Source organism: Methermicoccus shengliensis DSM 18856, from assembly GCF_000711905.1.
GTDB classification, from domain to species: domain Archaea; phylum Halobacteriota; class Methanosarcinia; order DSM-18856; family Methermicoccaceae; genus Methermicoccus; species Methermicoccus shengliensis.
Genome location: NZ_JONQ01000011.1, coordinates 20,627 through 43,052, shown reverse-complemented (window position 1 = coordinate 43,052; position 22,426 = coordinate 20,627). Strand labels below are relative to the sequence as shown.

24 protein-coding genes and 3 tRNA genes are annotated in these 22,426 nt (G+C 57.8%); 22 read left to right on the top strand and 5 right to left on the bottom strand.

The annotated features are described in order from the left end of the window. Positions 1 to 30: 30 nt before the first annotated feature. Positions 31 to 585, bottom strand: a complete 555-nt coding sequence (gene pyrE / locus BP07_RS04145) for an orotate phosphoribosyltransferase (RefSeq protein ID WP_245597048.1) — start codon at positions 583 to 585, stop codon at positions 31 to 33. 312 nt (positions 586 to 897) lie between these two features. Here pyrE and atwA point away from each other — a divergent pair, with 312 nt between their 5' ends. Genes atwA through BP07_RS04105 form a run of 8 tightly spaced genes read left to right on the top strand, consistent with a single transcriptional unit; the run spans position 898 to position 8,262 of the window. Further along, a complete protein-coding gene (gene atwA, locus BP07_RS04140) occupies positions 898 to 2,484 on the top strand; it encodes a methyl coenzyme M reductase system, component A2 (RefSeq protein ID WP_042686105.1) in 1,587 nt (528 codons plus the stop codon). A 37-nt stretch (positions 2,485 to 2,521) separates the two neighbouring features. Beyond that, positions 2,522 to 4,048: a methyl-coenzyme M reductase-associated protein Mmp3 gene (mmp3, locus tag BP07_RS04135; protein ID WP_042686103.1), complete on the top strand. Its 1,527-nt coding sequence runs from the start codon at positions 2,522 to 2,524 to the stop codon at positions 4,046 to 4,048. Then, the gene (locus BP07_RS04130) at positions 4,048 to 4,545 is read left to right on the top strand and encodes a methanogenesis marker 6 protein (protein ID WP_052353234.1); all 498 of its coding nucleotides are present in this window, start codon (positions 4,048 to 4,050) and stop codon (positions 4,543 to 4,545) included. Before mmp3 ends, BP07_RS04130 begins: the two co-directional genes overlap by 1 nt. Positions 4,546 to 4,564: 19 nt before the next feature. Next, positions 4,565 to 5,017, top strand: coding sequence for a methanogenesis marker 5 protein (locus BP07_RS04125; protein WP_042686355.1), 453 nt, complete (start codon positions 4,565 to 4,567; stop codon positions 5,015 to 5,017). After that, entirely contained in the window at positions 5,010 to 6,266 is a 1,257-nt protein-coding gene (locus BP07_RS04120) for a methanogenesis marker 15 protein (protein WP_042686351.1), read from the top strand. The genes BP07_RS04125 and BP07_RS04120 overlap by 8 nt, the downstream gene beginning before the upstream one ends. Continuing rightward, the gene (locus tag BP07_RS04115; RefSeq protein WP_042686102.1) at positions 6,256 to 6,945 is read left to right on the top strand and encodes a methanogenesis marker 17 protein; all 690 of its coding nucleotides are present in this window, start codon (positions 6,256 to 6,258) and stop codon (positions 6,943 to 6,945) included. The genes BP07_RS04120 and BP07_RS04115 overlap by 11 nt, the downstream gene beginning before the upstream one ends. Then, entirely contained in the window at positions 6,908 to 7,867 is a 960-nt protein-coding gene (locus BP07_RS04110; RefSeq protein WP_245597044.1) for a methanogenesis marker 7 protein, read from the top strand. Before BP07_RS04115 ends, BP07_RS04110 begins: the two co-directional genes overlap by 38 nt. 8 nt (positions 7,868 to 7,875) lie before the next feature. Then, complete coding sequence (locus BP07_RS04105; RefSeq protein WP_042686100.1) at positions 7,876 to 8,262, top strand: molybdopterin dinucleotide binding domain-containing protein; 387 nt, start codon at positions 7,876 to 7,878, stop codon at positions 8,260 to 8,262. On the opposite strand, the gene BP07_RS04100 is transcribed toward BP07_RS04105, so the two are convergent. Continuing rightward, entirely contained in the window at positions 8,243 to 8,761 is a 519-nt protein-coding gene (locus tag BP07_RS04100; RefSeq protein WP_042686348.1) for an adenylate kinase family protein, read from the bottom strand. The two genes, BP07_RS04105 and BP07_RS04100, sit on opposite strands and share 20 nt — an antisense overlap. A gap of 109 nt (positions 8,762 to 8,870) precedes the next feature. Between BP07_RS04100 and BP07_RS04095 the strand changes: the two genes are divergently transcribed. From BP07_RS04095 to BP07_RS04065, 7 genes are all read left to right on the top strand, one after another. Further along, positions 8,871 to 8,943 (top strand) — tRNA-Gln (locus tag BP07_RS04095). A gap of 53 nt (positions 8,944 to 8,996) precedes the next feature. Continuing rightward, positions 8,997 to 9,227, top strand: coding sequence for a KEOPS complex subunit Pcc1 (locus BP07_RS04090; RefSeq protein ID WP_042686098.1), 231 nt, complete (start codon positions 8,997 to 8,999; stop codon positions 9,225 to 9,227). 3 nt (positions 9,228 to 9,230) lie between these two features. Next, positions 9,231 to 10,739 (top strand): serine--tRNA ligase, encoded by a 1,509-nt coding sequence (locus BP07_RS04085; protein ID WP_042686096.1) that lies wholly within the window; start codon positions 9,231 to 9,233, stop codon positions 10,737 to 10,739. 8 nt (positions 10,740 to 10,747) lie between these two features. After that, positions 10,748 to 11,149, top strand: a complete 402-nt coding sequence (locus BP07_RS04080; RefSeq protein WP_042686092.1) for a hypothetical protein — start codon at positions 10,748 to 10,750, stop codon at positions 11,147 to 11,149. Positions 11,150 to 11,238: 89 nt separating this feature from the next. Continuing rightward, on the top strand, positions 11,239 to 11,916 hold the full coding sequence (locus BP07_RS04075) for a corrinoid protein (RefSeq protein ID WP_042686089.1): 678 nt from the start codon (positions 11,239 to 11,241) through the stop codon (positions 11,914 to 11,916). Beyond that, a complete protein-coding gene (locus BP07_RS04070) occupies positions 11,909 to 13,000 on the top strand; it encodes a uroporphyrinogen decarboxylase family protein (RefSeq protein ID WP_042686087.1) in 1,092 nt (363 codons plus the stop codon). The genes BP07_RS04075 and BP07_RS04070 overlap by 8 nt, the downstream gene beginning before the upstream one ends. A 186-nt stretch (positions 13,001 to 13,186) precedes the next feature. Then, positions 13,187 to 13,261: transfer RNA gene (locus tag BP07_RS04065), tRNA-Met, on the top strand. Here BP07_RS04065 and hisA read toward each other — a convergent pair. Beyond that, the gene (gene hisA, locus BP07_RS04060) at positions 13,259 to 13,999 is read right to left on the bottom strand and encodes a 1-(5-phosphoribosyl)-5-[(5-phosphoribosylamino)methylideneamino]imidazole-4-carboxamide isomerase (RefSeq protein WP_042686346.1); all 741 of its coding nucleotides are present in this window, start codon (positions 13,997 to 13,999) and stop codon (positions 13,259 to 13,261) included. The genes BP07_RS04065 and hisA overlap by 3 nt on opposite strands. A 59-nt stretch (positions 14,000 to 14,058) precedes the next feature. Here hisA and uppS point away from each other — a divergent pair, with 59 nt between their 5' ends. The 5 genes from uppS to BP07_RS04035 all read left to right on the top strand — a co-directional run bounded on the left by uppS (position 14,059) and on the right by BP07_RS04035 (position 18,322). After that, positions 14,059 to 15,027 (top strand): polyprenyl diphosphate synthase, encoded by a 969-nt coding sequence (gene uppS / locus BP07_RS04055; protein WP_084174102.1) that lies wholly within the window; start codon positions 14,059 to 14,061, stop codon positions 15,025 to 15,027. A gap of 263 nt (positions 15,028 to 15,290) precedes the next feature. After that, positions 15,291 to 16,181 (top strand): methanogenesis marker protein 11, encoded by an 891-nt coding sequence (mmp11, locus tag BP07_RS04050; RefSeq protein ID WP_042686085.1) that lies wholly within the window; start codon positions 15,291 to 15,293, stop codon positions 16,179 to 16,181. A 26-nt stretch (positions 16,182 to 16,207) separates the two neighbouring features. Beyond that, positions 16,208 to 16,315, top strand: a tRNA-Tyr gene (locus BP07_RS04045). A gap of 74 nt (positions 16,316 to 16,389) precedes the next feature. After that, positions 16,390 to 17,694: an ATP-binding protein gene (locus BP07_RS04040; RefSeq protein WP_042686082.1), complete on the top strand. Its 1,305-nt coding sequence runs from the start codon at positions 16,390 to 16,392 to the stop codon at positions 17,692 to 17,694. Beyond that, on the top strand, positions 17,687 to 18,322 hold the full coding sequence (locus BP07_RS04035; RefSeq protein ID WP_042686079.1) for a stage II sporulation protein M: 636 nt from the start codon (positions 17,687 to 17,689) through the stop codon (positions 18,320 to 18,322). Before BP07_RS04040 ends, BP07_RS04035 begins: the two co-directional genes overlap by 8 nt. Here the strand turns inward: BP07_RS04035 and gatD are convergent, their stop codons facing one another. Further along, positions 18,323 to 19,570, bottom strand: coding sequence for a Glu-tRNA(Gln) amidotransferase subunit GatD (gene gatD, locus BP07_RS04030; RefSeq protein ID WP_042686076.1), 1,248 nt, complete (start codon positions 19,568 to 19,570; stop codon positions 18,323 to 18,325). 95 nt (positions 19,571 to 19,665) lie between these two features. Here gatD and BP07_RS04025 point away from each other — a divergent pair, with 95 nt between their 5' ends. Continuing rightward, entirely contained in the window at positions 19,666 to 20,052 is a 387-nt protein-coding gene (locus BP07_RS04025; RefSeq protein ID WP_245597043.1) for a helix-turn-helix domain-containing protein, read from the top strand. Positions 20,053 to 20,221: 169 nt separating this feature from the next. Here the strand turns inward: BP07_RS04025 and mer are convergent, their stop codons facing one another. Continuing rightward, a complete protein-coding gene (gene mer, locus BP07_RS04020; protein WP_042686075.1) occupies positions 20,222 to 21,208 on the bottom strand; it encodes a 5,10-methylenetetrahydromethanopterin reductase in 987 nt (328 codons plus the stop codon). Positions 21,209 to 21,321: 113 nt separating this feature from the next. Here mer and BP07_RS04015 point away from each other — a divergent pair, with 113 nt between their 5' ends. Then, entirely contained in the window at positions 21,322 to 22,302 is a 981-nt protein-coding gene (locus BP07_RS04015; protein WP_042686071.1) for a bifunctional N(6)-L-threonylcarbamoyladenine synthase/serine/threonine protein kinase, read from the top strand. The last annotated feature ends 124 nt before the right edge of the window (positions 22,303 to 22,426 follow it).

The window sequence follows — 22,426 nt, the reverse complement described above, 5'->3', positions numbered from 1 at the left end:
TACTGCCTCCCATTTGATACTGCCTCCCATTTAAACGATGTCTTGAAGGCTGAAAACGCTTCTCAGCGGTATCCCTTCCTCCTCAAGCGCCTCAAGAGCCCCCTCTCCCCTGTCAACGAGCACCATCGCCCCCACGACGGTATGTCCCTCCTCGCGAAGAGCCCTGGCAGCCTTGAGCAGCGAGCCCCCAGTGGTCGCCACATCGTCCACCAGCACCACCTGTGCACCCTCCGGGATGGGACCCTCTATCTGCCTTCCCCTGCCATGTGCCTTCCTCTCCTTTCTCACGATGAAGGTGGGGATTGGCCTTCCCTGTAGCTGGCTCACCACCGCCAGCGCCCCGCATATGGGGTCTGCGCCGAGCGTGGGTCCCCCGATGGCGTCCGCCCTCCATCCCGTGGCATCGAGCAGCCCGAGCAGTGCCCTCGCACTCAGAAGTGCCCCCTCGGGATGCAGCGTTATCATCCTGCAGTCCACATACACATTGCTGCTCCTGCCAGAGGAGAGCACAACGGACATGTGCGTAGTGTGCGCTCTTACGAGTTCGAGGAGTCTCTGCCTCATCTCCATGTCATCATCCCACATATCCAACAGCCCCCACACAATAAAGAGCTGCCTGCTCTTCGTGCTGTTCTTTCTTCGTGCTGTTCTTTTATATTTTCTGTGAATGGACGTATACAATTGTCCATTCCTGCGTATCCCCAAACTTTGGGCAATGCTTTAGTATCTGGAGGACAGAATATGGAGCGAGGCTGGAGTGAGGCTGGAGTGAGGCTGGGGTAGGCGCGCCTGTGGGGAGGGCAGGGAGGCTCGGCATAAAGTTAGGGGAGCAAAAGTTTAAGTATCGGGCTATTATATCTGCATCCGAGCTATGCCCGAACCAATGGAGGAAGATAGATGCCAGTGCTCGTCGAGGTACAGAACCTCACTGTGAAGTTCGATGGTAGGTGTGCGCTAAAGGACGTCAGCTTCACCCTCGAGGAAGGAGACTCCCTCGGAATTCTCGGAAAGAGCGGCTCTGGAAAGACTGTGCTCATGCACGTGCTCAAGGGGCTGGAGCACATCGATGAGGGCTCCGTGATATACCATCTCTCGGAGTGTGAAAAGTGTGGAAGGCTGGAGAGGCCCAGCGATGCTGGAGGGACGTGCCCGAGATGTGGGGGAGTGCTAAAGCTCATCGAGTTCGACCTCGCAAAGCTCGATTCCCATCACCCAAGACGAAAGGAGCTTCAAAGGCGGCTTGCCATCATGCTTCAGCGCACGTTCGGGCTATATGGAGATGAGAGGGTGCTCGTCAACGTGCTCAACGCCCTCACGGAGGTGGGATATGAGGGGAAGGATGCTGTGATGAAGGCTGCTGAGCTGCTCAATGATGTGAACATGAGCCACCGCATCATGCACGTGGCAAGAGAACTCTCTGGTGGGGAGAAGCAGAGGGTGGTGCTCGCCCGCCAGCTCGCAAAGGAGCCCATAATGCTTCTCGCAGACGAGCCCACGGGCACCCTCGACCTCAAGACCGCAGACATCGTGCACGACACCATCGTGAAGGCAAGGAAGAAGTACAACATGGGGCTTGTGGTCACCTCCCACTGGCCCACGGTGGTGGAGGAGCTGGCAGAGAGGGCGATACTGCTCGAGGATGGCCAGATCACAATGGAGGGTCCATCCCACGAGGTGGCAGAGAGCTTCGCGAAGCAGGTGTCCCACATAACAAAGGAAAAGGTAGAGGTCGGAACGCCCATCATCAGGGTGGAGAACCTCACCAAGAAGTACGTGTCCATCGACAGGGGCGTGATCAGGGCGGTGGACAACATCTCGTTCGAGGTGTACGAGGGGGAGATATTCGGCATCGTGGGCGAGAGCGGCTCTGGAAAGACGTCCACAGCCAAGATGCTCATAGGGTTGCTGGAGCCCACGAGCGGGAGCGTGATGGTCCGGGTGGGCGACGAGTGGGTGGACATGACCCAGCCGGGATACAACTTCAGGGGAAGGGCGACCAAGTACATGGCGATTCTGCATCAGGAGTACAACCTCTACCCATACCGCACCGTGCTCGAAAACCTCACAGAGTCCATCGGGCTCGACCTTCCACTGGAGCTGGGTGAGAAGAAGGCGCTGTTCACCCTCACCTCGGTGGGCTTCAGTGAGCAGAGGGCGCAGGAGGTGCTAAAGAGCATGCCAGAGGAGCTCTCAGAGGGCGAGCAGCACAGGGTCGCGCTCGCACAGGTGCTCATAAAGGAGCCCAGAATCGTGATTCTGGACGAACCCACGGGCACGATGGACCCCATCACCAAGGCTGAGGTGTCCAACTCCATCCTTGCAGCAAGAAAGAGCCTCGACCAGACGTTCGTCATCGTGTCCCACGACACCGACTTCGTGGAGGCGGTGTGCGACCGTGGCATCCTCATGTTCAGGGGCAAGATCATAGCAGAGGGCACGCCAGAGCAGCTCATAGATGCCCAGATGAGGACAGAGGTAACCTGAATTCAAAAGACATTTAAATCAGTAGGCTCTGGATGCTATGGGAGAGTGTAGCGTGGAACACACCATAACGCTCGATGGTGAGCAGGTCACAGTGCCAGAAGGTGCCACGATAGCCGACGTGCTGGAGCAGTATGGGATAAACCACATCGAAGGCACCAAGGTGGGGTTGCTCAGGTCCACCTCCAGCGAGGAGCTGCGCACGGACAGGTTCGTTCTTCACACCACCAAGGGCGAGGTGGAACTCAGAGCAGATGCACCAGTAGCCAGCACGCTCATGGGGTTCGAGGGTTCTGCTGTGCGCTGGAACGACGGCAAGTCCCTCGTGTTCGGATACCGTCCAGTGGACATAGAGCCCTCAAGGAATGAGAGACGCTATGAGGGAGGGGAGGTGTTCTTTGCGACCTCTGGGTTCGATGCCGAAAAGGGCATGCTGGCGTTCTCGCTGAGGCGGCACTCTGCCGCATACGGGGGTTCTGAGGAGGGGGGGTTTGGAAGAGTGATAAGGGGTGCGCACGTGCTCCCCAAGCTGGAGGAGGGCGACGTGCTGCTCTCGGTGAAGCCCGTGCTCGAGGTGAGGCGTGCCAAGGACTTTCTGCTGACGGAGAATCTCTCGCAGGAGGTTCCCGAGGGGGCGATGCTGCTCACGGGAGTGAGCATATCCCTTCTGAAAGAGGCACCCGTGGGGGCAGAGCACGTGCTCGCCGCCCTCGAGGGGCACGTGCTCACAGTGGATGTGTGCACCAACTCGTTTGTGTCCTATGATGGGTTGCAGGGCGAGGTGTGCCCGTTCGAGCACCTCGCAGCCCGCCGCAGGGGTGCGGTCTCGGTGAGGACCGAAGGGTTCGGAATCGGCAGGATATACATCTCCAAGCAGGACAGGGCATCGAGCTGGATGCACTCGGTGGTTGGGGAGGTAAAGAGCGGGATGGAGCTTCTGGACTTTGCATCTCAGGGAGATGCGTTCACCGTCAGGCTCGAGCCAGAGCGGCTGAGTGTGTATGGACGTACATTTGTGGAGGCAGAGCGGCTCGCTGGGAGGCGGGGCGTGGTGCTCGAGAGGGATGGCTACATCGAGGACGATGGTATCATCGTGGATCAGAATCCCCACACCACCATCGAGGTCGTGGAGGGTGGAAAGGTCAGAGCACTGGGAGTGCCACCCTCCAAGGTGCTCGATGTGCACCTCTACAGGCAAGAAGCCCCCAAGTCCATAAAATACCTCTCGAGGGCGCTGGGGATGGCATACAGACCCATAGGAGAGATGAGCGTGGTGTTCACCTATGAGAACACCATCCTCATGAAGCCAGAGAGCACTCCAGACCTCGAGCTCATACCAGAGCACACGCCAACCGATGTGGTGGAGGCTGGCGAGATTGGCCTGACCAACCAGGCAGCAAAGCGAAAGGGGATATTCGGAATAAAGCTCGTGGACGATACAAAGTATGGACCCACTGGAGAGAAGTTCCATGCCACGAACATCGTGGCGAGGGTGAGCAGGGAGCAGCTCCATAAGCTCCATGGACTAAGGCAGGGCGACGTGCTGTACATCAGGGAGGAAAAGTGATGGAGCAAAAGCCTTGGGCAGGGCTTGCCAAGCGAAAGGACTCGGGGGAAGCCCCTGAGGACCCTGAGGACATCATCACGAAGATTGTGGTCGTTTCCTCTGACTCCGTGTTGCCGATGGACCTTGCGCTACAGGCACACATGAATAACGAAGACGTGGTGATAAAGGAGACGTGCTTTGGGCTCATCGTCTCTGGAAGGCGAGAGAGTGTGGAGCGCATGATAGAGGGGCTCAGAAGCCTCGACCCCCACGGAATATTCGTGAAGGAGAGGGGCTTTGGGCCCGGTGATGAGCGCAGGTGCAGGGCGAGCCGTGGAGGGGGGGCAAGGCCAGGCTTCTACCTCCTGAAGGAGGAGGGGGAGTTGCTCCCCATGATACGCAGGGCGCTCGACAGGCTCGAAAGGCAGCACATTCCCCCCGCCAAGAAGGGGGCAGAGGGGGCAGAGGAGAGGGTCGAGCCAGAGGCGATACTGAAGATTGCAGAGAAGTATTCATGATATTCATGAGGTGCTCGATGTGAAGGTCTTCATATATCCATACACCAGCCTCATACTGTACGACCTCGTGGAGAGGTTCGGGCACGAGCCCCTTGGCATTATGACCGAGGTGGGGAAGCGGGTGAGGACACCCTCTATTGAGTCCCCTCCCCTGAACATCACCGCCGAGGAGGCAAAGCGGGGGTTAAAGTATGCTGCAGTGGATGTGCCCTCTGGCGTCAGGGGAAGGATGGGCGTGCTCGACCCCCTGATAGAGCGGGCAGAGGCAGCCATCATAGTGAGCAATGCGAGGCTTGCCTTTGGGTGCATGGGATGTGCGAGGACGAACGAGCTCGTGAAGTACGTCATCAGGACAAAGGGCATTCCAGTGCTCGAGCTCGAATATCCCAGAGACGAGGAGGAGACTGAGCAGTTCGTTGCCAGCATAAAGGCATTCTGCGATGCGCTCGGAGGAGGGAAGGGAGATGAGTGAGAGGATAAGGATAGCGCTCATCTCGTGTGGCTCTGAGTACAGCGGGGTGCAGAAGGAGATCGAGTGGGCCACCCGCGAAGTGGGAGCCGATGTGGTGTTTCCAGAGGTCGAGATAGAGGACATAGAGAGGGCCGAGAGGGAGTTCGGGCTGGACGTGGCAAGCCACGACCTGCTGCTCGCCATTGCCCGTGCCATGTCCATCGTGGAGGGCAGAACTGAGGTGGACGGCGTGTTTATCAGCACGTGCTTTAGATGTGCCGAAGGGGCGATCGTGAGAAGCGAGGTGCAGCGCTACATCCACAGGAACACCACCCTTCCAGTCATCAGCTACTCGTTCACAGAGCGCACGGTGGGCACCACGCTGCTCACGAGACTGGAGGCGCTCGTGACTACCGCCAAGCGAAGGAGTCTTCTCGCACTGGAGGAACAGAAGGGGCTCACCGTGGGCATAGACTCTGGCTCCACCACCACCAAGGCAGTGGTGATGCACGACAACGAGATCATAGGCACGGGATGGGTGCCCACCACCAAGGTGGTGGAGAGTGCCGAGGCTGCACTCGCTGACGCCCTCGAGATGGCAGGGGTGAGGGCGACCGATATCGAAGGCATCGGCACCACTGGATACGGGCGCTTTCTCGTGGGCAAGCACTATGAGGCAGACCTCGTGCAGGAGGAAATCACGGTGAACTCCAAGGGGGCGGTGTTCCTCGCCGACAGACAGAAGGGCGATGCCACTGTGATAGATATAGGTGGCATGGATAACAAGGCGATAGCAGTGCACAACGGCATTCCCGGGATGTTCACCATGGGTGGAATATGTGCTGGTGCCTCTGGCAGGTTCATAGAGCTTGCGGCGAAACGGCTCGGTGTGTCCCTCGAGGAGTTTGGCAGGCTCGCCCTGAAGGGAGACTACAGAAGGGTGCCCATGAACTCATACTGCATCGTGTTTGGCATCCAGAGCCTCGTGAACTCGCTCGCAGCTGGAGCTGCCCCAGAGGATGTGGCGGCTGCGGCATGCCACAGCGTGACAGAGCAGGTGTTCGAGCAGCAGCTTCAGGAGGTGGTGGTGAAAGAGCCAGTGATCATGGTGGGCGGCACCTCGCTGATTGCAGGGCTTCCAAGAGCGATGGAGGAGCTGCTGCACACCGATGTGCTCGTTCCGCCCAATGCACAGTACATTGGAGCGGTGGGCTCGGCACTGCTGGTGTCGGGTATGCTGAGGCTCAAGGAGGGCGCAGATGGGACATGAACTGGTGAGGGTGCACTCCCCAGACGAGAGGGGTGCCCTGCTATACAAAGAGGTTGCCGAAACGCTCATAGGAGACCTCATGCTCGCACGGGTCATCGAGCACATGCGGATATATGCTGACCCAGAGGAGCCGGTGTTCATCGTGGTGATGCTGCTGCGCCACGGGCTCCAGCCCGCAAAAATCGAGGATATCGCCACCGTGAAGCCCGGGGGACCGGGAGAGGACATGGTGCTCGTGGAGATTCGAGATGAGGACTACGCAGTGCCCCTGATACGAAAGCTCTGGAGCGTGTATGGCAGGGACGGTGTGGAGCAGCCAGAGCAGAAGGTGTTCGCCATACGCACGCAGGACAAGCTAAAAGAAATCGAGAGGGTGGAAAAGCTCGTGGTGGAAAAGCCCAAAGAGGAGGTGTACGAGCGGCTCGCCGACCTGCTCGAGCGGCTCGCTCCAGAGGGCTTCAGGGTGAAGGACACGAGGCTGACATCGAGGTATGGAATGCTGATAGCCTCGGAGAACCCGCTGGAGGGCAGATGGTACACCATGGCAGGGAACATGCTGGAGGATATGCTGAGGGAGACCTCTGGGAAGATGCCGGACGAGGAGGAGCTGCGAGAGATAGAGCAGCGCATCTCGAGAGGGTGTGAGGGCAGGGGAGGAGGAGCTTGCAGGCTGTGGTAGCATGTTCGAGCCAGTGATGTTTGAGGGGGGAGTGCACAAGCATCAGCTCATCATAGAGCTGGTGGAGGACCTTGGAGGATACGTGCTCGAGACCAACGTGATGCAAACCGAAATCAACATCCTCATGCTCATCCCAGAGGAGGACATACCTCACATGGAGCAGCTCGCCAAGAAGCTGCTCGGCAAGATCACCGTGGCTCCGCTCGCTGGCACCGAGATAGCGGTGGTGGCTCCATCGCTCTCCTCCCAGCATCTGCCCCATCCCTCGTGCGATATAGCGGAGTTCATGCGAAGGCAGGGGGCAAACACCAACCTGATTGGACTCTCGAGGGGCGTGGGAAAGCGCGTGGCGGTGATGAACTCCTATGAGCGGGAGCTCATCAACGAGCACGACCTCGCCATCTTTGTGTTCGGAAACTTCAGGGCATGCATACAGGAGAAGGTCTCAAAGCTGCTCTCTCAGATAAAGGTGCCCGTGGTGGCGGTGGGAGGACCAAGGATAGACGAGGAGCTGCCAGTGGAGGCATACATCGATGGGTTTGGCAGAATTGCCCACAGGCTCAGAAGGAAGGAGGAGATTACCCAGCTGGAGAGGGTGGTGGGCGCGGTCTCGAGGGTGCTCAGAAGAAGGAGGGAGGAGATGGCGAGCGACCCGCTCACGGTGTTTCCCGCAAGGGCGAGGTTCGAGATATACTCCCAGATAGAGGAGGCGAGGAACATACTCTCCCCAGCCCCCCTCACGCTGCAGCTCGATGGCATACGGGTGAAACTGCCCTATGACGAGTTCGCAGACCGCATCAGAGCAGTGAGGTTCGAGGAAGGTATATCGCTGGGAGAGATTGCCCACATTAGACGCTCCAAGATGAAGGGATACGTCCTCGTGAAGATAAAGCCCTCATCTGAGACTGGAATGATGCTGTAGGGGGTATAATGGTGAGAAGGCTGGGTGAGCTCATCGGAAGCCCAGAGCTCTCGGTAGAGGTGGTGGTGTACGACGACGTGTTCGTGTGCTCCCTGTGGGAGCAAGACGTGTTCTCAGAGGAGTTTCTGGATAGGGCTGCCATCATCGAGCTGGAGAGGGGCACCCTCAAGCACCTCTCACTCAAGAGCGGCGATGCGGTTGAGGTGAGAAGTGAGAGGGGAAGGGTGGTGGTGAGGGCGACAGAGGGAGAGCACATCGGAGCCCCAGCGATGCCCAAGAGTCCGCTCTCGCTGGCGCTCACAGATGGGTGCGACACCAGACACTTTTCCGCAGTCATAAAAAAAGCGAGTGAGTCCATCACCCGCATCGAGGACCTCATAGAAGGTAGCCAGTAAAGTCCACCCTCCCTGGTTCGTATCCAGATATGGGCGTGCCCGCCCTCTCTGCCCCTATGATGCGTACGATGTGCGAAGCGAGTGCACTCGGGCTCATGTGGGTGGCATCCACCTCGTACACCCTCTTGCACATTTCCACCGCCTCCACCAGTATCACGTCCAGCGCCTCAGCCTCGGCGTTCTCCCTCACCTTGTTCTCTGGATAACCCCGCTCCCGAAGCCGCTGCTCCACCACCCATGGGCTGCACCTCACCACGATGCACACATCTGCCACGTGGTGAGCGAGATGTCCCTCTACCACCACCAGCCCCTCGTACTCCGAGAGGTGCTCCCGCAGGGCGTCTATGTCCGCAACCACGCAGTCCCCTTCCGTGCCCAGAGAAAAGCCCTGCTGGAGCACGAGGGCATTGATGTCCACCACCTCGATGCCCATCCTGCGCAGCAGGCTCGCTGCCGTGCTCTTTCCCACACCCGGCGTGCCGCTTATTCCGAGTATCATCAGGAGCACATTGTTTCCCCTCTATAAGTATGTGAGATACTGAGACACCGTAAGAGACACTGAGACACCGTAATCCTTTTATTGGTGTATCGAGCTAAGAGGGAAGGGAAGCCCGGTGGTGTAGTGGTCAATCATGGGAGGCTCTGGACCTCTCGACTGCGGTTCGAATCCGTACCGGGCTACTTTTACCAAACCCTTATATCGCATGCCCATGTGAGGGGCTCGGGAGGATAGCATGGAGGAGCGTGCGTGGGCAAAAATCGTGTTCTCAGAGCTTGCACCCCACGAGCGGCTCGCTATTGAGGCTGTCTCTGTGGACAACACCAGCAACATGCAGTGTGAGTGGGACGATGAGGTGGCGCTTACCGTGGAGTGCTCAAGCGCAAAAAGCCTGCTCGCCACACTCGACGATTATCTACGATGCCTCCAGGTATCGCTCGGCATGGCCAGCGCTGTGGGGAGATAGCACATGGATGAAAATGCACGGTTTCATCTTGTGGGCCATTTCAGGCTCAGCCATCCGATCGAGGATGCGAGGGAGCTGGAGGGGTTCTTTGCGAACACGGCACCCGATGTGCTCTCCAGAGGAGTGCCAGAAGGCAGGGGCGTGCACCACCTGGTACACGATGCACGGGGAGAGCGGCTCGTGCTCGAGGTGCTCTCGGACAGCTATCTTAGAGCCCACGAGGCGGTGCTGAGGCTCAGAAAGCCCCTCGCCAAGGTGCTGGGAAAGCAGCGCATCGGTCTTAGGGGCTTTGAGGTGGAGCGCTACACAATCCATCTTCCAACACCACGCCCCCTGAAGCTGGGAAAGATACCGTTCGTGAGGGAGATGAAAGCCGGGGGCAGTTATGTGGTGCTCGAGCTGGACGTGGGCGAGGGCGAGCTGGAAAAGAGAGTGCCAGACAGAATCGTGAGCCTGATAGAGGACAAGCTCAGGGCAGCAGAGCACGGTACAAAGGCGGAGAACTGGCAGCTGCTCTGGCAGAGTGAGAGGAAGCCCGAGGTGTTCTGTGATGACCCCACCAGTGCCCTCATAAAGGCAGGGTGGATCAAGCACGGTGCAAGCAGGGGTCAGTGGATTTACGGACCCCAGATGACCCATGTGATGCGCACCTTCGAGCGCATCGTGCTCGAGGAGCTGCTAAAGCCCCTTGGCTACCGGGAGATGATATTCCCCAAGCTCGTGCCATGGGAGGTGTGGATGCGCTCTGGACACGCGAAGGGCGTGTATCCCGAGATATACTACGTGTGCCCGCCCAAATCCAGAGACCCAGAGTACTGGGAGGAAGTGATGGACCACTACCGCGTCACACTCGAGGTGCCGCTCGACCTCATCGCAGAGCGCATCGACAGGCCCATTGGTGGGATGTGCTATGCCCAGTGTCCGCCGTTCTGGGTGTTCCTGCAGGGCGAGACCATAGCAGACCGCTCGTTGCCCATCAGGGTGTTTGATCGCTCTGGCACCTCGCACCGATACGAGAGCGGGGGCATTCATGGCATCGAACGGGTGGACGAGTTCCACAGGATAGAGATAGTGTGGGTGGACTATCCCGATGGAGTGGTCAGGGAGGCAGAGCGGCTGCAGGAAAGATACCATCACATCTTCGAGGACATCCTCGAGCTGGAGTGGAGAAGGGCATGGGTGACGCCGTGGTTCATGGCTCAGGAGGGGCTCACAGGGCTTGCCGGTGATGCGAGGGTGGGCACCACAGACTACGAGGCATACCTGCCCTACCGGGGACGAGATGGAGAGTGGCTCGAGTTCCAGAACGTGAGCGTGAACGGCGAGAAGTACCCCAAGGGCTTTTCGGTGAAGTCCCAGAAGGGAGAGCCCCTATGGAGCGGATGCTCTGGCGTGGGGCTCGAGCGCTGGGCGAGTGCGTTCTTTGCCCAGAAGGGCATAGACCCCTCGGGATGGCCAGAGCCCTTCCTGAAGTGGGTGGGGGACATCCCAGAGGGGTTTGAGTTCCTGTAGGTGGTACAATGGTGCTCGTCAAGGACGCCAGAAGGACTGCCACCACCATCGTGGTGCGCTCGGACAGCAAGTCGAGAATCAGTGCCACCAAGGACCCCTACCTCGCCCTGATGCTCAGGCTCTTCAGGTCAGAGCGCACGGCAGCCAAGGCAAGGCAGTTCCTCTCCCTCGTGGAGGAGAGGCAAAAGGTCGGACGTCCCTTAAGAAGCGAGGAGTGGGAGGAGGTAATGGAGGAGCTCGAGCTCTCCCGCTCCTCGTTCTACTCCATGAGGAACAAGCTGCTCGGTGCGGGCATGCTCTCGGTGAGTGGTGGGGAGTACCGCATATCTGGCGTGTTCAGCAAGGACCTGTACGACATGGCGAGGTGGTGGTGGACAGCTGTGTGCGGATATGATGCAGAATCATTGTGAAGGGTCGGGAAACACAACATATAAAAAGAGGAAACACAACATATAAAAAGAGATAAGAGATATATGTTATTAGGGAGGAGGGGGCTTGAATGGGTTCCCGTTTGGACATCTTGGAGGAACTAAAGGAGAGTATCGTCACTTACGATGCTCGAAAGGCTGTCGAGAGTGCCCAAAGGGCACTCCAAAACGGAGTTGACCCGAAGGTCGCCATAAGTGAGGGCCTGAGCGCTGGGATGAAGGTCGTGGGTGATATGTACGAGCAAGGGGAGATGTACCTCCCAGAGGTACTGGCAGCCTCTGACGCAATGTATGCCGCGCTGGATGTTCTGCTGCCCCATCTAAAAACCGAGGGCCTGAGCACAAAAGAGACCAAGAGAGTCGTGATTGGCACAGTGGAGGGGGACGTGCACACAATAGGTAAGAAGATCGTTGGTACAATGCTTAAGGTAGCTGGATATGATGTGACTGACCTTGGGGGAGACGTTCCTCTCGAGAAGTTCATAGAGACGGCTGAGAGCCAGCGGGCACACGTGATCGCCATGAGCACTCTGATGACCACCACCATGGAGAACATGAGGGACGTCATAAAAATGCTTGAGGAAAGGGGGTTGAGAGGCAAGTACAGGGTGGCAATTGGGGGTGCACCCATAACCGAAGAGTTCAAGGAGCAGATAGGTGCAGACATCTACGCGCCGTCAGCTGAAGAGGCTGTGAGGGTGTTTAACAGGGTGTTTGAGAGGGAGAGGGAGGTTGAGAGAGATGCGTGAGGAGATGACTCCACAGGAGCGCCTAATGTCCCTCTACCAGACTGGCCGAGCGGACAGACCCGGAATAGGCGCGTTCGCAATGGGCTTTGTTGCGAGGATGACGCATGGGCTCACAGTGGGAGAGATTTATGAGTACCCCATCAAGCTCGCGAAGGCATACCTACCAGTTCAGCAGCTGTTTGGGTTTGACACGGGGCCCCTGTTTGGTCACGCCTGCACGGGGGCAGCGGAGTTTGGTGGAGAGCTTACCTATCCGTCCCCAGGATCCAGGGGTCAGTCTCCATCCGTAAAGAGACACCCCGTCACCACCCCAGAGCAAGTGGATGCTCTTGAGGTGCCAGACCCGAGCAAGGCGGGGGAAGTTCCCAAGTTCGTGGAAGCGATGAAGTATGTGATGGAGAAATACCCTCCCGGCTACAAGAGCCCATCCATTGTCGTTGGCACCCCATTCACATGGGCGGGCAACATCATAGGCGTGGAGAGGATGCTCCTCTGGATGATAAAACAGCCAGAACTCGTCCACAAGGTGCTCGATAAGGTGGTGGAGTTCCTCGTTGAGGAGGTGAAGTACGTTCTCGACGAGGTTGGACCAGTGATGTTCTTTGATGGCGGTCCCACCGACTCCAACGACCTCATAAGCCCCAAGCAGTTCAACGAGTTTGCCCTGCCCTATGTGAAAAAGTTCAGAGAGGAGGCACTAAAGGCGGGTGCACCCGGATTCTTGTGTCATCCGTGTGGAAACCAGACAAAGAACGTGGACATGTGGACAGAGGTTCCCGGGACATTTGGAATAAATTTTGACTACAGGACTCCACTGGAGACGTGTGTGGAGAAGTTTGGCGATCTCTGCATGGTGGTTGGCAATATAGAGCCCTCGAAGTTCCTGACAATGGACTATGATTGGGTATACAACAAAACAATGGAGTGCATGCGCATAGCGGCGATGAGGTGCTCCCATGGGTACACCGTGGGACCAGGCTGTGAGCTGCCCGTAGACACGCCCCCAGTTAACCTGTACGCAATGGTAAGGGCGACGAAGGACTTTGCACAGACAAAAGAGTGGCGGGACTTCGCACGAGCGTAGGTGGGCCATCCCCCACCTCAATGAACTGCCCTTCGCTCACCCAAGGAGCTTCTCCGACCGTGCATTCACAGCGTCGGGGAGCTCCAGTACGAACAGCACGGAACTCCCTTATAGAAGGGGACTTCCCATCCGCTTTAGTTAAAAAGAAAGCTTTATATATCTCATCTCCTCACTCTTCCACCCCGAAGCGGGGTAGGGTAGCCAGGAGATCCCGACGGGCTCATAACCCGTAGATCGATGGTTCGAATCCATCCCCCGCTATTCGTGCTGGTTTTCCAATGCCGCCATCGCCCCCCTCAGCGATAGTCTTCCAGTGTACAGGGCAGAGCCCACCACGGCAGCAGCCGCCCCCGCCTTGTTGAGCTGCATTAGGTCATCGAGCGTGGACACCCCTCCAGAGGCGACCACGGGGATGGACACCGTCCCTGCCAGCCTCCGCACTGGCTCGGTGCTCACACCCCTCAGCAGCCCCTCTGTGTCTATGTTGGTGAACAGAATGCTTCCTGCCCCAGCACGCTGTGCCCACAGGCCAGCCTCCTCGACCCTCGTCTCGGTGCACCTCGTCCACCCATGAGTGCACACCTTTCCGCCTCTGGCATCGAGGGCCACCATCACGCTATCACCTCCCCATTCGTGCACGAGGGCATCGAGGAACTGGGGGCTCTCAAATGCAGCAGTGCCCACTATCACCCTTGCAGCTCCAAGCTCGAGCAGCTCGCTGGCATGCTCGATGGTGCGCACCCCACCTCCCACCTGCACATCCACATCGCACTCCTCGATGATACTGGCGATGATGGAGGTGTTGGCACTCGAGCCCCACAGCGCCCCGTCGAGGTCTATCACGTGCAGCACACGAGCCCCCTGCTCCACCCATGAGAGTGCAACGTGCAGCGGGTCTGGTAGGGAGACTATCTCGTTTTGGGGATTTCCCTGCACCAGCTGGACGCACCTTCCATTTTTAAGGTCAACGGCAGGAATCACGAAATCCTCGAAGACCACTGCCATGGCAGTGCAAAAATACCACAATATATATAAGCCATCCCCCTGAACTTACCCATATGTCATTTTCCTCCCCCTTCCTTGCGAGGCTTGCCCGTGCGTCCAGGCGATGGCTTGAGGGTACAGTGCTCCGTGCATACGAAAGGATGCTCACCCGAGAGGTCTCCTCCGGGCTCATACCCAACCACATAGCCATAATAATGGACGGAAACCGAAGGTATGCGAGGATGATGCGAAAGCCCTCCCACGAGGGACACAGGAAGGGTGCAAGAACGACGGAGAACATACTCGACTGGTGCTGGGAGCTGGGCATAAAGAACGTGAGCATATATGCCTTTTCCACCGAGAACTTCAGACGGGACAAAGAGGAGCAGAGCTGCCTGTTCGAGCTCATGGAGGAGGAGTTTCACAAGCTGCTGAACGACGAGCGCACCCATGAGAGGAAGCTGAGGGTGTCGGTGGTGGGCGAGAGCTCCCTGATACCAGAGAGCCTGAGGAGGGTGGTCAAGAAGGTGGAGGAGGTTACCCGTGAGTACACAAACTTCAGGCTCAACGTGGCGATAGCGTATGGGGGCAGGTGGGAGATTCTGAGTGCGGTGAGAAAGCTGGCAGAGAAGGTGAGGGAGGGCAGGCTCGAGCCAGAGGATGTGGACGAGGAGGCGATATCCGCTCACATGCACACCGAGAGCGGTATGGTGATACCGGACGTGGACCTAATAATACGCACGGGTGGCGAGCTCAGGACGTCCAACTTTCTGCCATGGCAGGCAAACGGCAGCGAGTGTGCAGCCTACTTCTGCACCCCCTACTGGCCAGAGTTCACCAAGGTGGAGTTTCTGCGAGCAATTCGCACGTACCAGCAGAGAGAGAGCGAGCGCAAAAAGCACATCCTGCTTCGGCTCATGAGCCTCGTCAAGGAGTGCGGGCTCATCGAGATGCAGGATGCCCTCCACGTCTACAAGAGGCTCACTGAGGGAACTCTCCGGAGCAAAAGGCACACAACCGAGGGCGTGGGCACGGGAAGATGAGCCCTTCCATCTCCAGCCTCAAAACCGCCTGTTTACCTTCATTCCAGCATATTGGGGAAATCCGATTACACCTGTGAAAACATTGAGTGTCTCTTTAAGGTCTTCATCATCTTGGACTACATTGTACTGTCCTCTGAACCATTACCCTAAATCTCCACTGAAATTATATATCTTGTGGTTTAGTGGAAAAAGAAAAAGGAGGTGAGAAGGGCGAGAGCGAATTCCCACACCTATATGTAGGTGTGTCCCCTTCGCCCATAACTATGGATGATGTGTACACCGTGCCCTACAGGGCGATACATGCTGTGGTGAGCGAGGAGGGGGACAGGGTGGAGCTTGTGGAGTTTCCCCAGTGCTCTGGTGGTGCCTTCTGGGCACTGCACCACTACTCCCAGCGCTCCAATGTGATTTCCTCAAAGGTGTACGGCGACAGCGTGCGCTATCTCCTTGAAGTAGGGGAGTGTGATGAGCCGCTCGAGGGCTCGTACAGGGCAGCTGGAATAGAGCGGGTGGAGCTCAAGGAGCACGAGGTGGAAATCACGTATGTAGGGCTCGGCGGTGGGGGAATCGGAGCCACGGTGTGCAGGGCGCTCGCAGATGGTGTGAGGCGGTACCAGCTCTCCCCATCTGGGGGGAGCAGGCTTGCGCGGGGCACCATCGTGCTCCCCGCAAGACGCAGGGTGCTCATAGGTGTGGACGACACCGACACCAAAGAGAAGGGCGCCACTTGGACGCTGGTGCACAACATCGCAAAGCACGTCTGTTCAAAAGAGGTGGCATACCTCTCCCACACAATCGTCCAGCTGTTTCCAGTGCCAGAAAAGACACAGAACTGCACCGCCACGGTGGTGGAGCTGGGGTGCACAGAGGACGCAATACAACACGCCATATCCAGCTTCGAGCGGCTACTGATGCGCCACTCCCTCTCGGAAGAGGTGGGCATGGCGGTGTGGGTGGGGTTCGGGTGTGATTTCCTGAGGAAGTACTCAGAGAGAGCACGCTCCCACAGGGTTAGCTGGGATGAGGCTCTGCAGACCGCCCACGAGCACGGAGTGCTTGCGCCCATCGAGGGACGAGGACTCATAGGGGCGCTTGCGGCACTGCCCTGCTTTGCAGATGAGAAGGCGTGCATACCCCTGATAGGAAAATTTTAATATTGTGAAGGGAGTAGATGTGGGCACCCGCCTTAACTCAGCCTGGTTAGAGTGCGCGGCTGTAGTTCGAGCATGTGCCAGCGCACATCCGCGCAGATACCGCGATGTCCCCGGTTCGAATCCGGGAGGCGGGACTTCTTCCTCACAAGAGGAAAAGCTTTTTTGTGTTGGCAGAGATAAGTTACGTTTCACTTGGGTGGGCTGCAGGATGGACGCTGAGGACACAGAGAGGCTCGATGTGGTGGAGCTGCTGCTCACTGCCGAGTGTTACAACGCCCATACGGCACTCGATGCCCACGACCTTCCAAGTCTCATAAGAAGGCACTACTGGGATGCAAAGGCAAGGGGAGTTCCACGGCCCATCACGGTGTGTGAGAAAGATGTGAGGGCGATATACGGCACACCCAATGTCAAGGAGGTGTGCGCCAAGCTGCCCTTCATAGAGTACATGGAGTTCGGTGGACAGCTGAGCCTCACGGTGATGGAGCTTGCCCTCAGATGGTTCATAAAGAGTGGCGGGCTGAAGAGAATCGAGAGGAACCCCTCAATCGCCTATCACTGCGAGCGCATGCGGGTTAATGGCACGGGAAACATCTCATATGCCAGGGCGCGGCAGGCGGTGCCTCCCCTGCACTCCGAGAGAGTGTGGATAGATGCCCTCGTGGAGGACGTGAGGGAGGAGTGCGGGGAGGAGGCAGAGGAGATGCTCAAGCTGTGCACCATCTCAGCCCCAGATGAGATTCCCATCAGCCTTGAGGAGCTCGTGCTCACACCTCAGCAGCACGAGGTGATCTCCAAGATGACTGCAGCCCTCAAAAACAGAGAGTACCTGCTCGATATCGGGCTGTACGACGTGGGCAAGATGCTGTTCGTGGGTCCCCCTGGTACTGGCAAGACGTCCACCGCAAGGGCACTGTCCAAGCACCTCGCCCTGCCCTTCCTCGAGGTCAGGCTCTCGATGGTGACCAACCAGTACCTCGGAGAGACCTCGAAGAACATCGACAGGCTGTTCGAGCTCGCAAAGAGACTTGCCCCATGCATCCTGTTCATCGACGAGTTCGACTTTGTGGCAAAGACGAGAACGTCTGATGAGCATGCCGCCATCAAGCGTGCGGTGAACACGCTGCTCAAGGCAATAGACGAGATATCGCTCGTGAGACACGGGGTGCTGCTCATCGGAGCCACCAACCACCCCCAGCTCCTGGACGTGGCGGCATGGAGGAGATTCGACGAGGTGGTGATGTTCTCGCTTCCAGACGAGGAGATGAGAAGGCAGATACTCGAGAGGATAGCGAGCAGAATGAGGGGCAGCTTCGAGATGGGCGAGGTGGCGAGGCTCACGGAGGGCTTTTCTGGCTCAGACCTTAGGCTTGTGGTGAGGGAGGCGGTGCTCTCCAACCTCAGAGAGGGCAGAAGGGAGCTGACACAGCAGAGCCTGCTCTCCGCGATTCAGGAGTTCTCGAGAAGGGAGGGTGTCAAGACGGGCGTGCTGGAGGAGGTGGACATTGCATAGAAATGTCGTCCGCTCTGCCACATACCTGTACGCACTGAGATGGTACATAGCGCTCAATGCGGGTATATTCCTGCTCTCGTTTCTGCTGGGCGTGTGCACGGGGGTGCTTGAGCCCGAGGTGGCACATGAGGTGTTTGGTGGGGCAGAGGGATCCATTCAGCAAAGGGTGGACATGCTCCTCCACGTGCTCTCGGTGCTCGGGGTGCCAGAGTGGCTGTACTTTCTGGGCTTCATCGTGCTGATATTCCTGAACAATACAACCCTCTCGCTCGTGGCAATGCTGATGGCACTGCTTCCCCCGTTCTTCATCACGCCCCTCGGCTTTGTGGCACTCAATGGATACATCGTGGGAATAGTGGTGTTCTTTTCCAGCAGCCCCTTCATGGCGGCAGTGGGCATACTGCCCCATGGAATCATAGAGATACCCATGATTCTGTTTGCCACCTCGATGGGCACGCGCCTTGGCTGGCTCACCATAAAATGGATTATGGGAAGGGGAAAAAGTCCAAAGGACGAGCTTTTGCGCTCGATTGAGACGTTTTTGTACCTCATCGCGCCCATGCTGTTGTTGGCTGCCCTCGTGGAGGTGATAATCACGGGCTCGCTGCTCTACGTGCTCAACCAATGACTACAGGGGCTGGGGGAAGTACCACTCACCCCTCGTTTCCTCTTCTATCTCACCCCTGAGGTTCATGCGCACGAGCCTTCTTGCCTCCTCTGGAGGATAGTTGCCCAGAAGCCACATGAGCTTCACGAGGGCGACCTCGGGGAGCATGTCCTCACCCTCTATCACGCCCGCCCTCAGCATGTCCCTGCCATTGTCATACACGCGGTCGCACACCCTTCCAAACAGGCACTGCGAGGTGATCACCACCAGCACACCCTCCTCGGTAGCCCTCTGTATGGAGGGTATCCAGTGGCTGCCCACGTGGCCAAGCCCCGTGCCCTCTATCACGATGCCCCTGTATCCCCTGTCCACATAGAAGTCCAGAAGCTCTGAAGGGGCGCCGGGGGTGTACTTGATGAGCGCACACCTCTCCTCCAGCCTCTCGTGAAGCTCGAGCTTCGCCTCGCCCCGCCTTCGATGCGAAGAGAGCACCTTTAGCTCCAGCTCTGGATAGCTCACGCTGGCAATCGGAAACGCATTGATTGACCTGAAGGCGTCCCTTCGGGAGGTGTGCATCTTTCTGACCTTGCATCCCCTATGCACGAGGCAGTGGTCGTCGCTGGTGGTGCCATGCATCACCACGCTCACCTCTGCAATGTCGCTCACCGCAACCCGCGTGGCACACAGGGCGTTCATGGCGCTGTCCGAGCTTGGCCTGTCCGCACTGCGCTGGGCGCCCACGAGCACCACGGGCACAGGGGTGCACAGCATGAAAGAGAGGGCTGCAGCGGTGTATGCCATGGTGTCCGTACCATGGGCAATCAGCACCCCATCTGCCCCACCGTCTATCTCCTCATACACCGCGCTGGCGAGCTTTACCCAGTGGGAGGGTTGCATGTTCTCGCTCAGGATGCTGAACACCACACGGGCGTTGAAGTTGGCGAGCTCTCCCATCTCTGGTATCGCCTCCACGATGTCCTGAGCATCGAACTTGGGGCTCACCGCTCCCGTCCTGTAGTCCACCTTGCTTGCGATGGTGCCCCCTGTGGAGAGAATGGACACCTCGGGAAGGCCCTCCCTCCTCACAAGCACCCTCCTCTCCTCAGATGCCGGGTGCCTTTTCTCCAGAAGCTCGACGCGCTCTGGTCTGATGCCTATGTTGTATCCGTTGTCCAGCTTGAGCACCACGTACTCAGAGGTGCTGGGCATGAGTATGCCCTCGTACACCACTCCCCTGCAAACCGCCTTTACTCTGTCGCCCTCCTCCATGGTCTCTCCCAACGAGGGCAAGGATAAAAAGCTATTCGTGCCACCACGAAAGGGTTATATATTGTGGTTTTGTATTGACCCCACAAAATCAACCATTGGGTGGTGTTGCTCTGGCAAGGTCTATTGTGGAGATCATACGGGGAGACCTCGAGTGTAATGACCTGGCTGAATGTGTGCTCGGGCTAAAGGGACTCGATTTGCAGACCTACAAGCTGCTCTGCAAGGAAGGGGACATGACTGTGGAGAGGCTGAGCGAGCGGCTTGGAAAGGAGAAGTCCACGGTGTACAGGGCACTGCAGAACCTGCTGAGCGCTGGGCTCGTGTCCAGAAGAAAGATGGTGATAGAGGGGGGCGGGTACTACTACATATACAGAGCACTCGACCCGCATGTGCTAAAGCAGAACCTGATAGCCAACATCAACCAGTGGTATCACAAGATGATGTCCTTTGTGAAGGATATCGATAAGGAGATACTGAAGTGATGTGCTTCGGTTGATGCTCATACCACTCCCGTGCTGCAGCGGCTACCTCTTGTGCGTCGTGCCTGTGTATGGTGTGGCTGTTAGCCAGCCGCCGTGTCGTGAACTACCCCTCGCTTACGCAAGGGGTCTTGCAAGCAGCGGGAGGATAAAAAAGCGAGGGTTTTCCCCCTCACGCATTGATTATGTGCTTTCCTATCAGCTTGATGGACTTCTCCTTGTTCGGTCCTATCGGAGAGCCAGCGATGATCTGGCTCACGCCTATCTCCTGAAGCTCCTTCACCCTCGCAAGGCAGTCCTCGGGGGTGCCGTACACCGAGAATGCGTTGAGCATGTCGTCGCTCACTGCCTCCATCAGCCCTCCAAAGTCGCCCTTGGCGATCATTTCAGCGATGGCGTCCGCCTCGCTCTTGGGGATGTTGTGCCTCGAGAGCACGGTCTCTGGAGAGCCTGCCACTATGAACGCCACCACTATCGTCGCCTCCTTCTTCGCCTTGTCTGCATTCTTGTCTATCGAGAACGAGGTGTACGCCCCCACATCGAACTCCTCGAGGCTCTTCCCTGCCTTGGAGAGCCCCTTCTCGACCTGCTTTATCGCAAACTCGAAGTCCTTGGGATGCGAGGCGTTGATGAGCACGCCGTCCGCCACCTCCCCTGCGAGCTCGAGCATCTTGGGTCCCTGGGCACCAAGGTATATGGGCACATTGCCGGGCTTGAATGCGAGCTTAGCACCATTGAACCTCACGAGCTCGCCCTGCTCGCCCTCGCTCACCACCTTCTTTCCTGCAAAGAACTCACGGAGCACCGAGACGGACTCCCTCATCATGGAGAGGGGCTTTGTCCACTCTATGCCCATCGCATCGAACGTCGCCTTGTCCCCAGGTCCGAGCCCCAGGACTGCCCTTCCACCCGAAAGCTCGTTGATGCTGCCTATGGACGATGCCGTAATGGCGAGGTTTCTCGTGTACGGGTTGGTCACGCCAGTTCCGATCTTTATCCTGTTGGTGCACATCGCGAGCACCGCCAGCGTGCTGTACACATCCCTGTTGTTGTAGTGGTCTGTGATCCACACATTGGAGAACCCGTTGTCCTCTGCCAGCTTCGTATAGTGGGCAAGCTTCAATACCGGCTCGTTGGGAACAAACTCTATTCCATACATGGCAACTTCCTCTCCAAGATTGATGAAAAAAGATGACACCCCTGACTTAAAAGCATTTGCTTGCAGCCCTCTGTGGGCATAAGCTTATAATACCGCAGGAAATGGGATAGTGCATGCTCGTGCTGGGAATAGAGGGCACTGCATGGAACCTGAGCGCTGCCGTGGTCTCCGATGAGGGTGAGGTGGCGGAGGTGAGCCACACCTACGTGCCCAAGGAGGGGGGAATCCACCCAAGGGAGGCTGCCCAGCACCACAGCGAGCACATGCCCCGCATCCTCGAGCAGCTGTGTGAGTGCATGGCACAGAAAGGGCTATCGCTTCGGGACGTGGATGGTGTGGCATTCTCACAGGGTCCGGGGCTCGGTCCTGCGCTGAGGACGGTGGCAACTGCCGCAAGAACGCTCTCGATGATGCTCGAGGTTCCGCTGGTGGGTGTGAACCACTGCCTCGCCCACATAGAGATCGGCAAGTGGGACACGGGGGCACACGATCCCATGGTGGTGTATGCGAGCGGTGCCAACACCCAGATTCTCGCCCTCAGTAAGGGAAGGTACAGGGTGTTTGGCGAGACGATAGACATAGGGCTTGGAAACGCCCTCGACAAGTTCGCAAGGGCGATTGGTATGTCGCATCCCGGGGGACCCAAGATAGAGCAGCTCGCACGAAAGGCAAACTCCTATGTCCCCCTCCCCTACACCGTCAAAGGAATGGACCTCGCCTTCTCAGGGCTCATCACCGCAGCCAAGAACGCTACCAGAGAGCACCCCATAGAGGACGTGTGCTTCTCACTTCAGGAGCACGCGTTCGCCATGCTGGTGGAGGTGAGCGAGCGGGCGATCGCCCACACGGGAAAGGAGGAGGTGCTGCTGGTGGGGGGCGTCGGGGCAAACGAGCGGCTCTCCGAGATGATGCGCATCATGTGCACCGAGCGGGGGATAGCATACCACAGGCCCAAAAAGCGCTATCTTGGGGATAACGGCACCATGATAGCCATTCTTGGCATGCGGATGCTGAAGCACGGCATCACCACTCCGATAGAGCGCTCAGAGGTGATTGCTGGATACAGGCCCGACATGGTGGAGGTGGTGTGGTGAGAAGATGGAGGCGAAAGTGTTATAAGATGAATGGTGGCTATTATAACAGGGGCAATTTTGAATCATCGCATCCATCCCCTCTGATGCTTCAGTTGCCCCACTCATTTTTTACACTTATAGATGG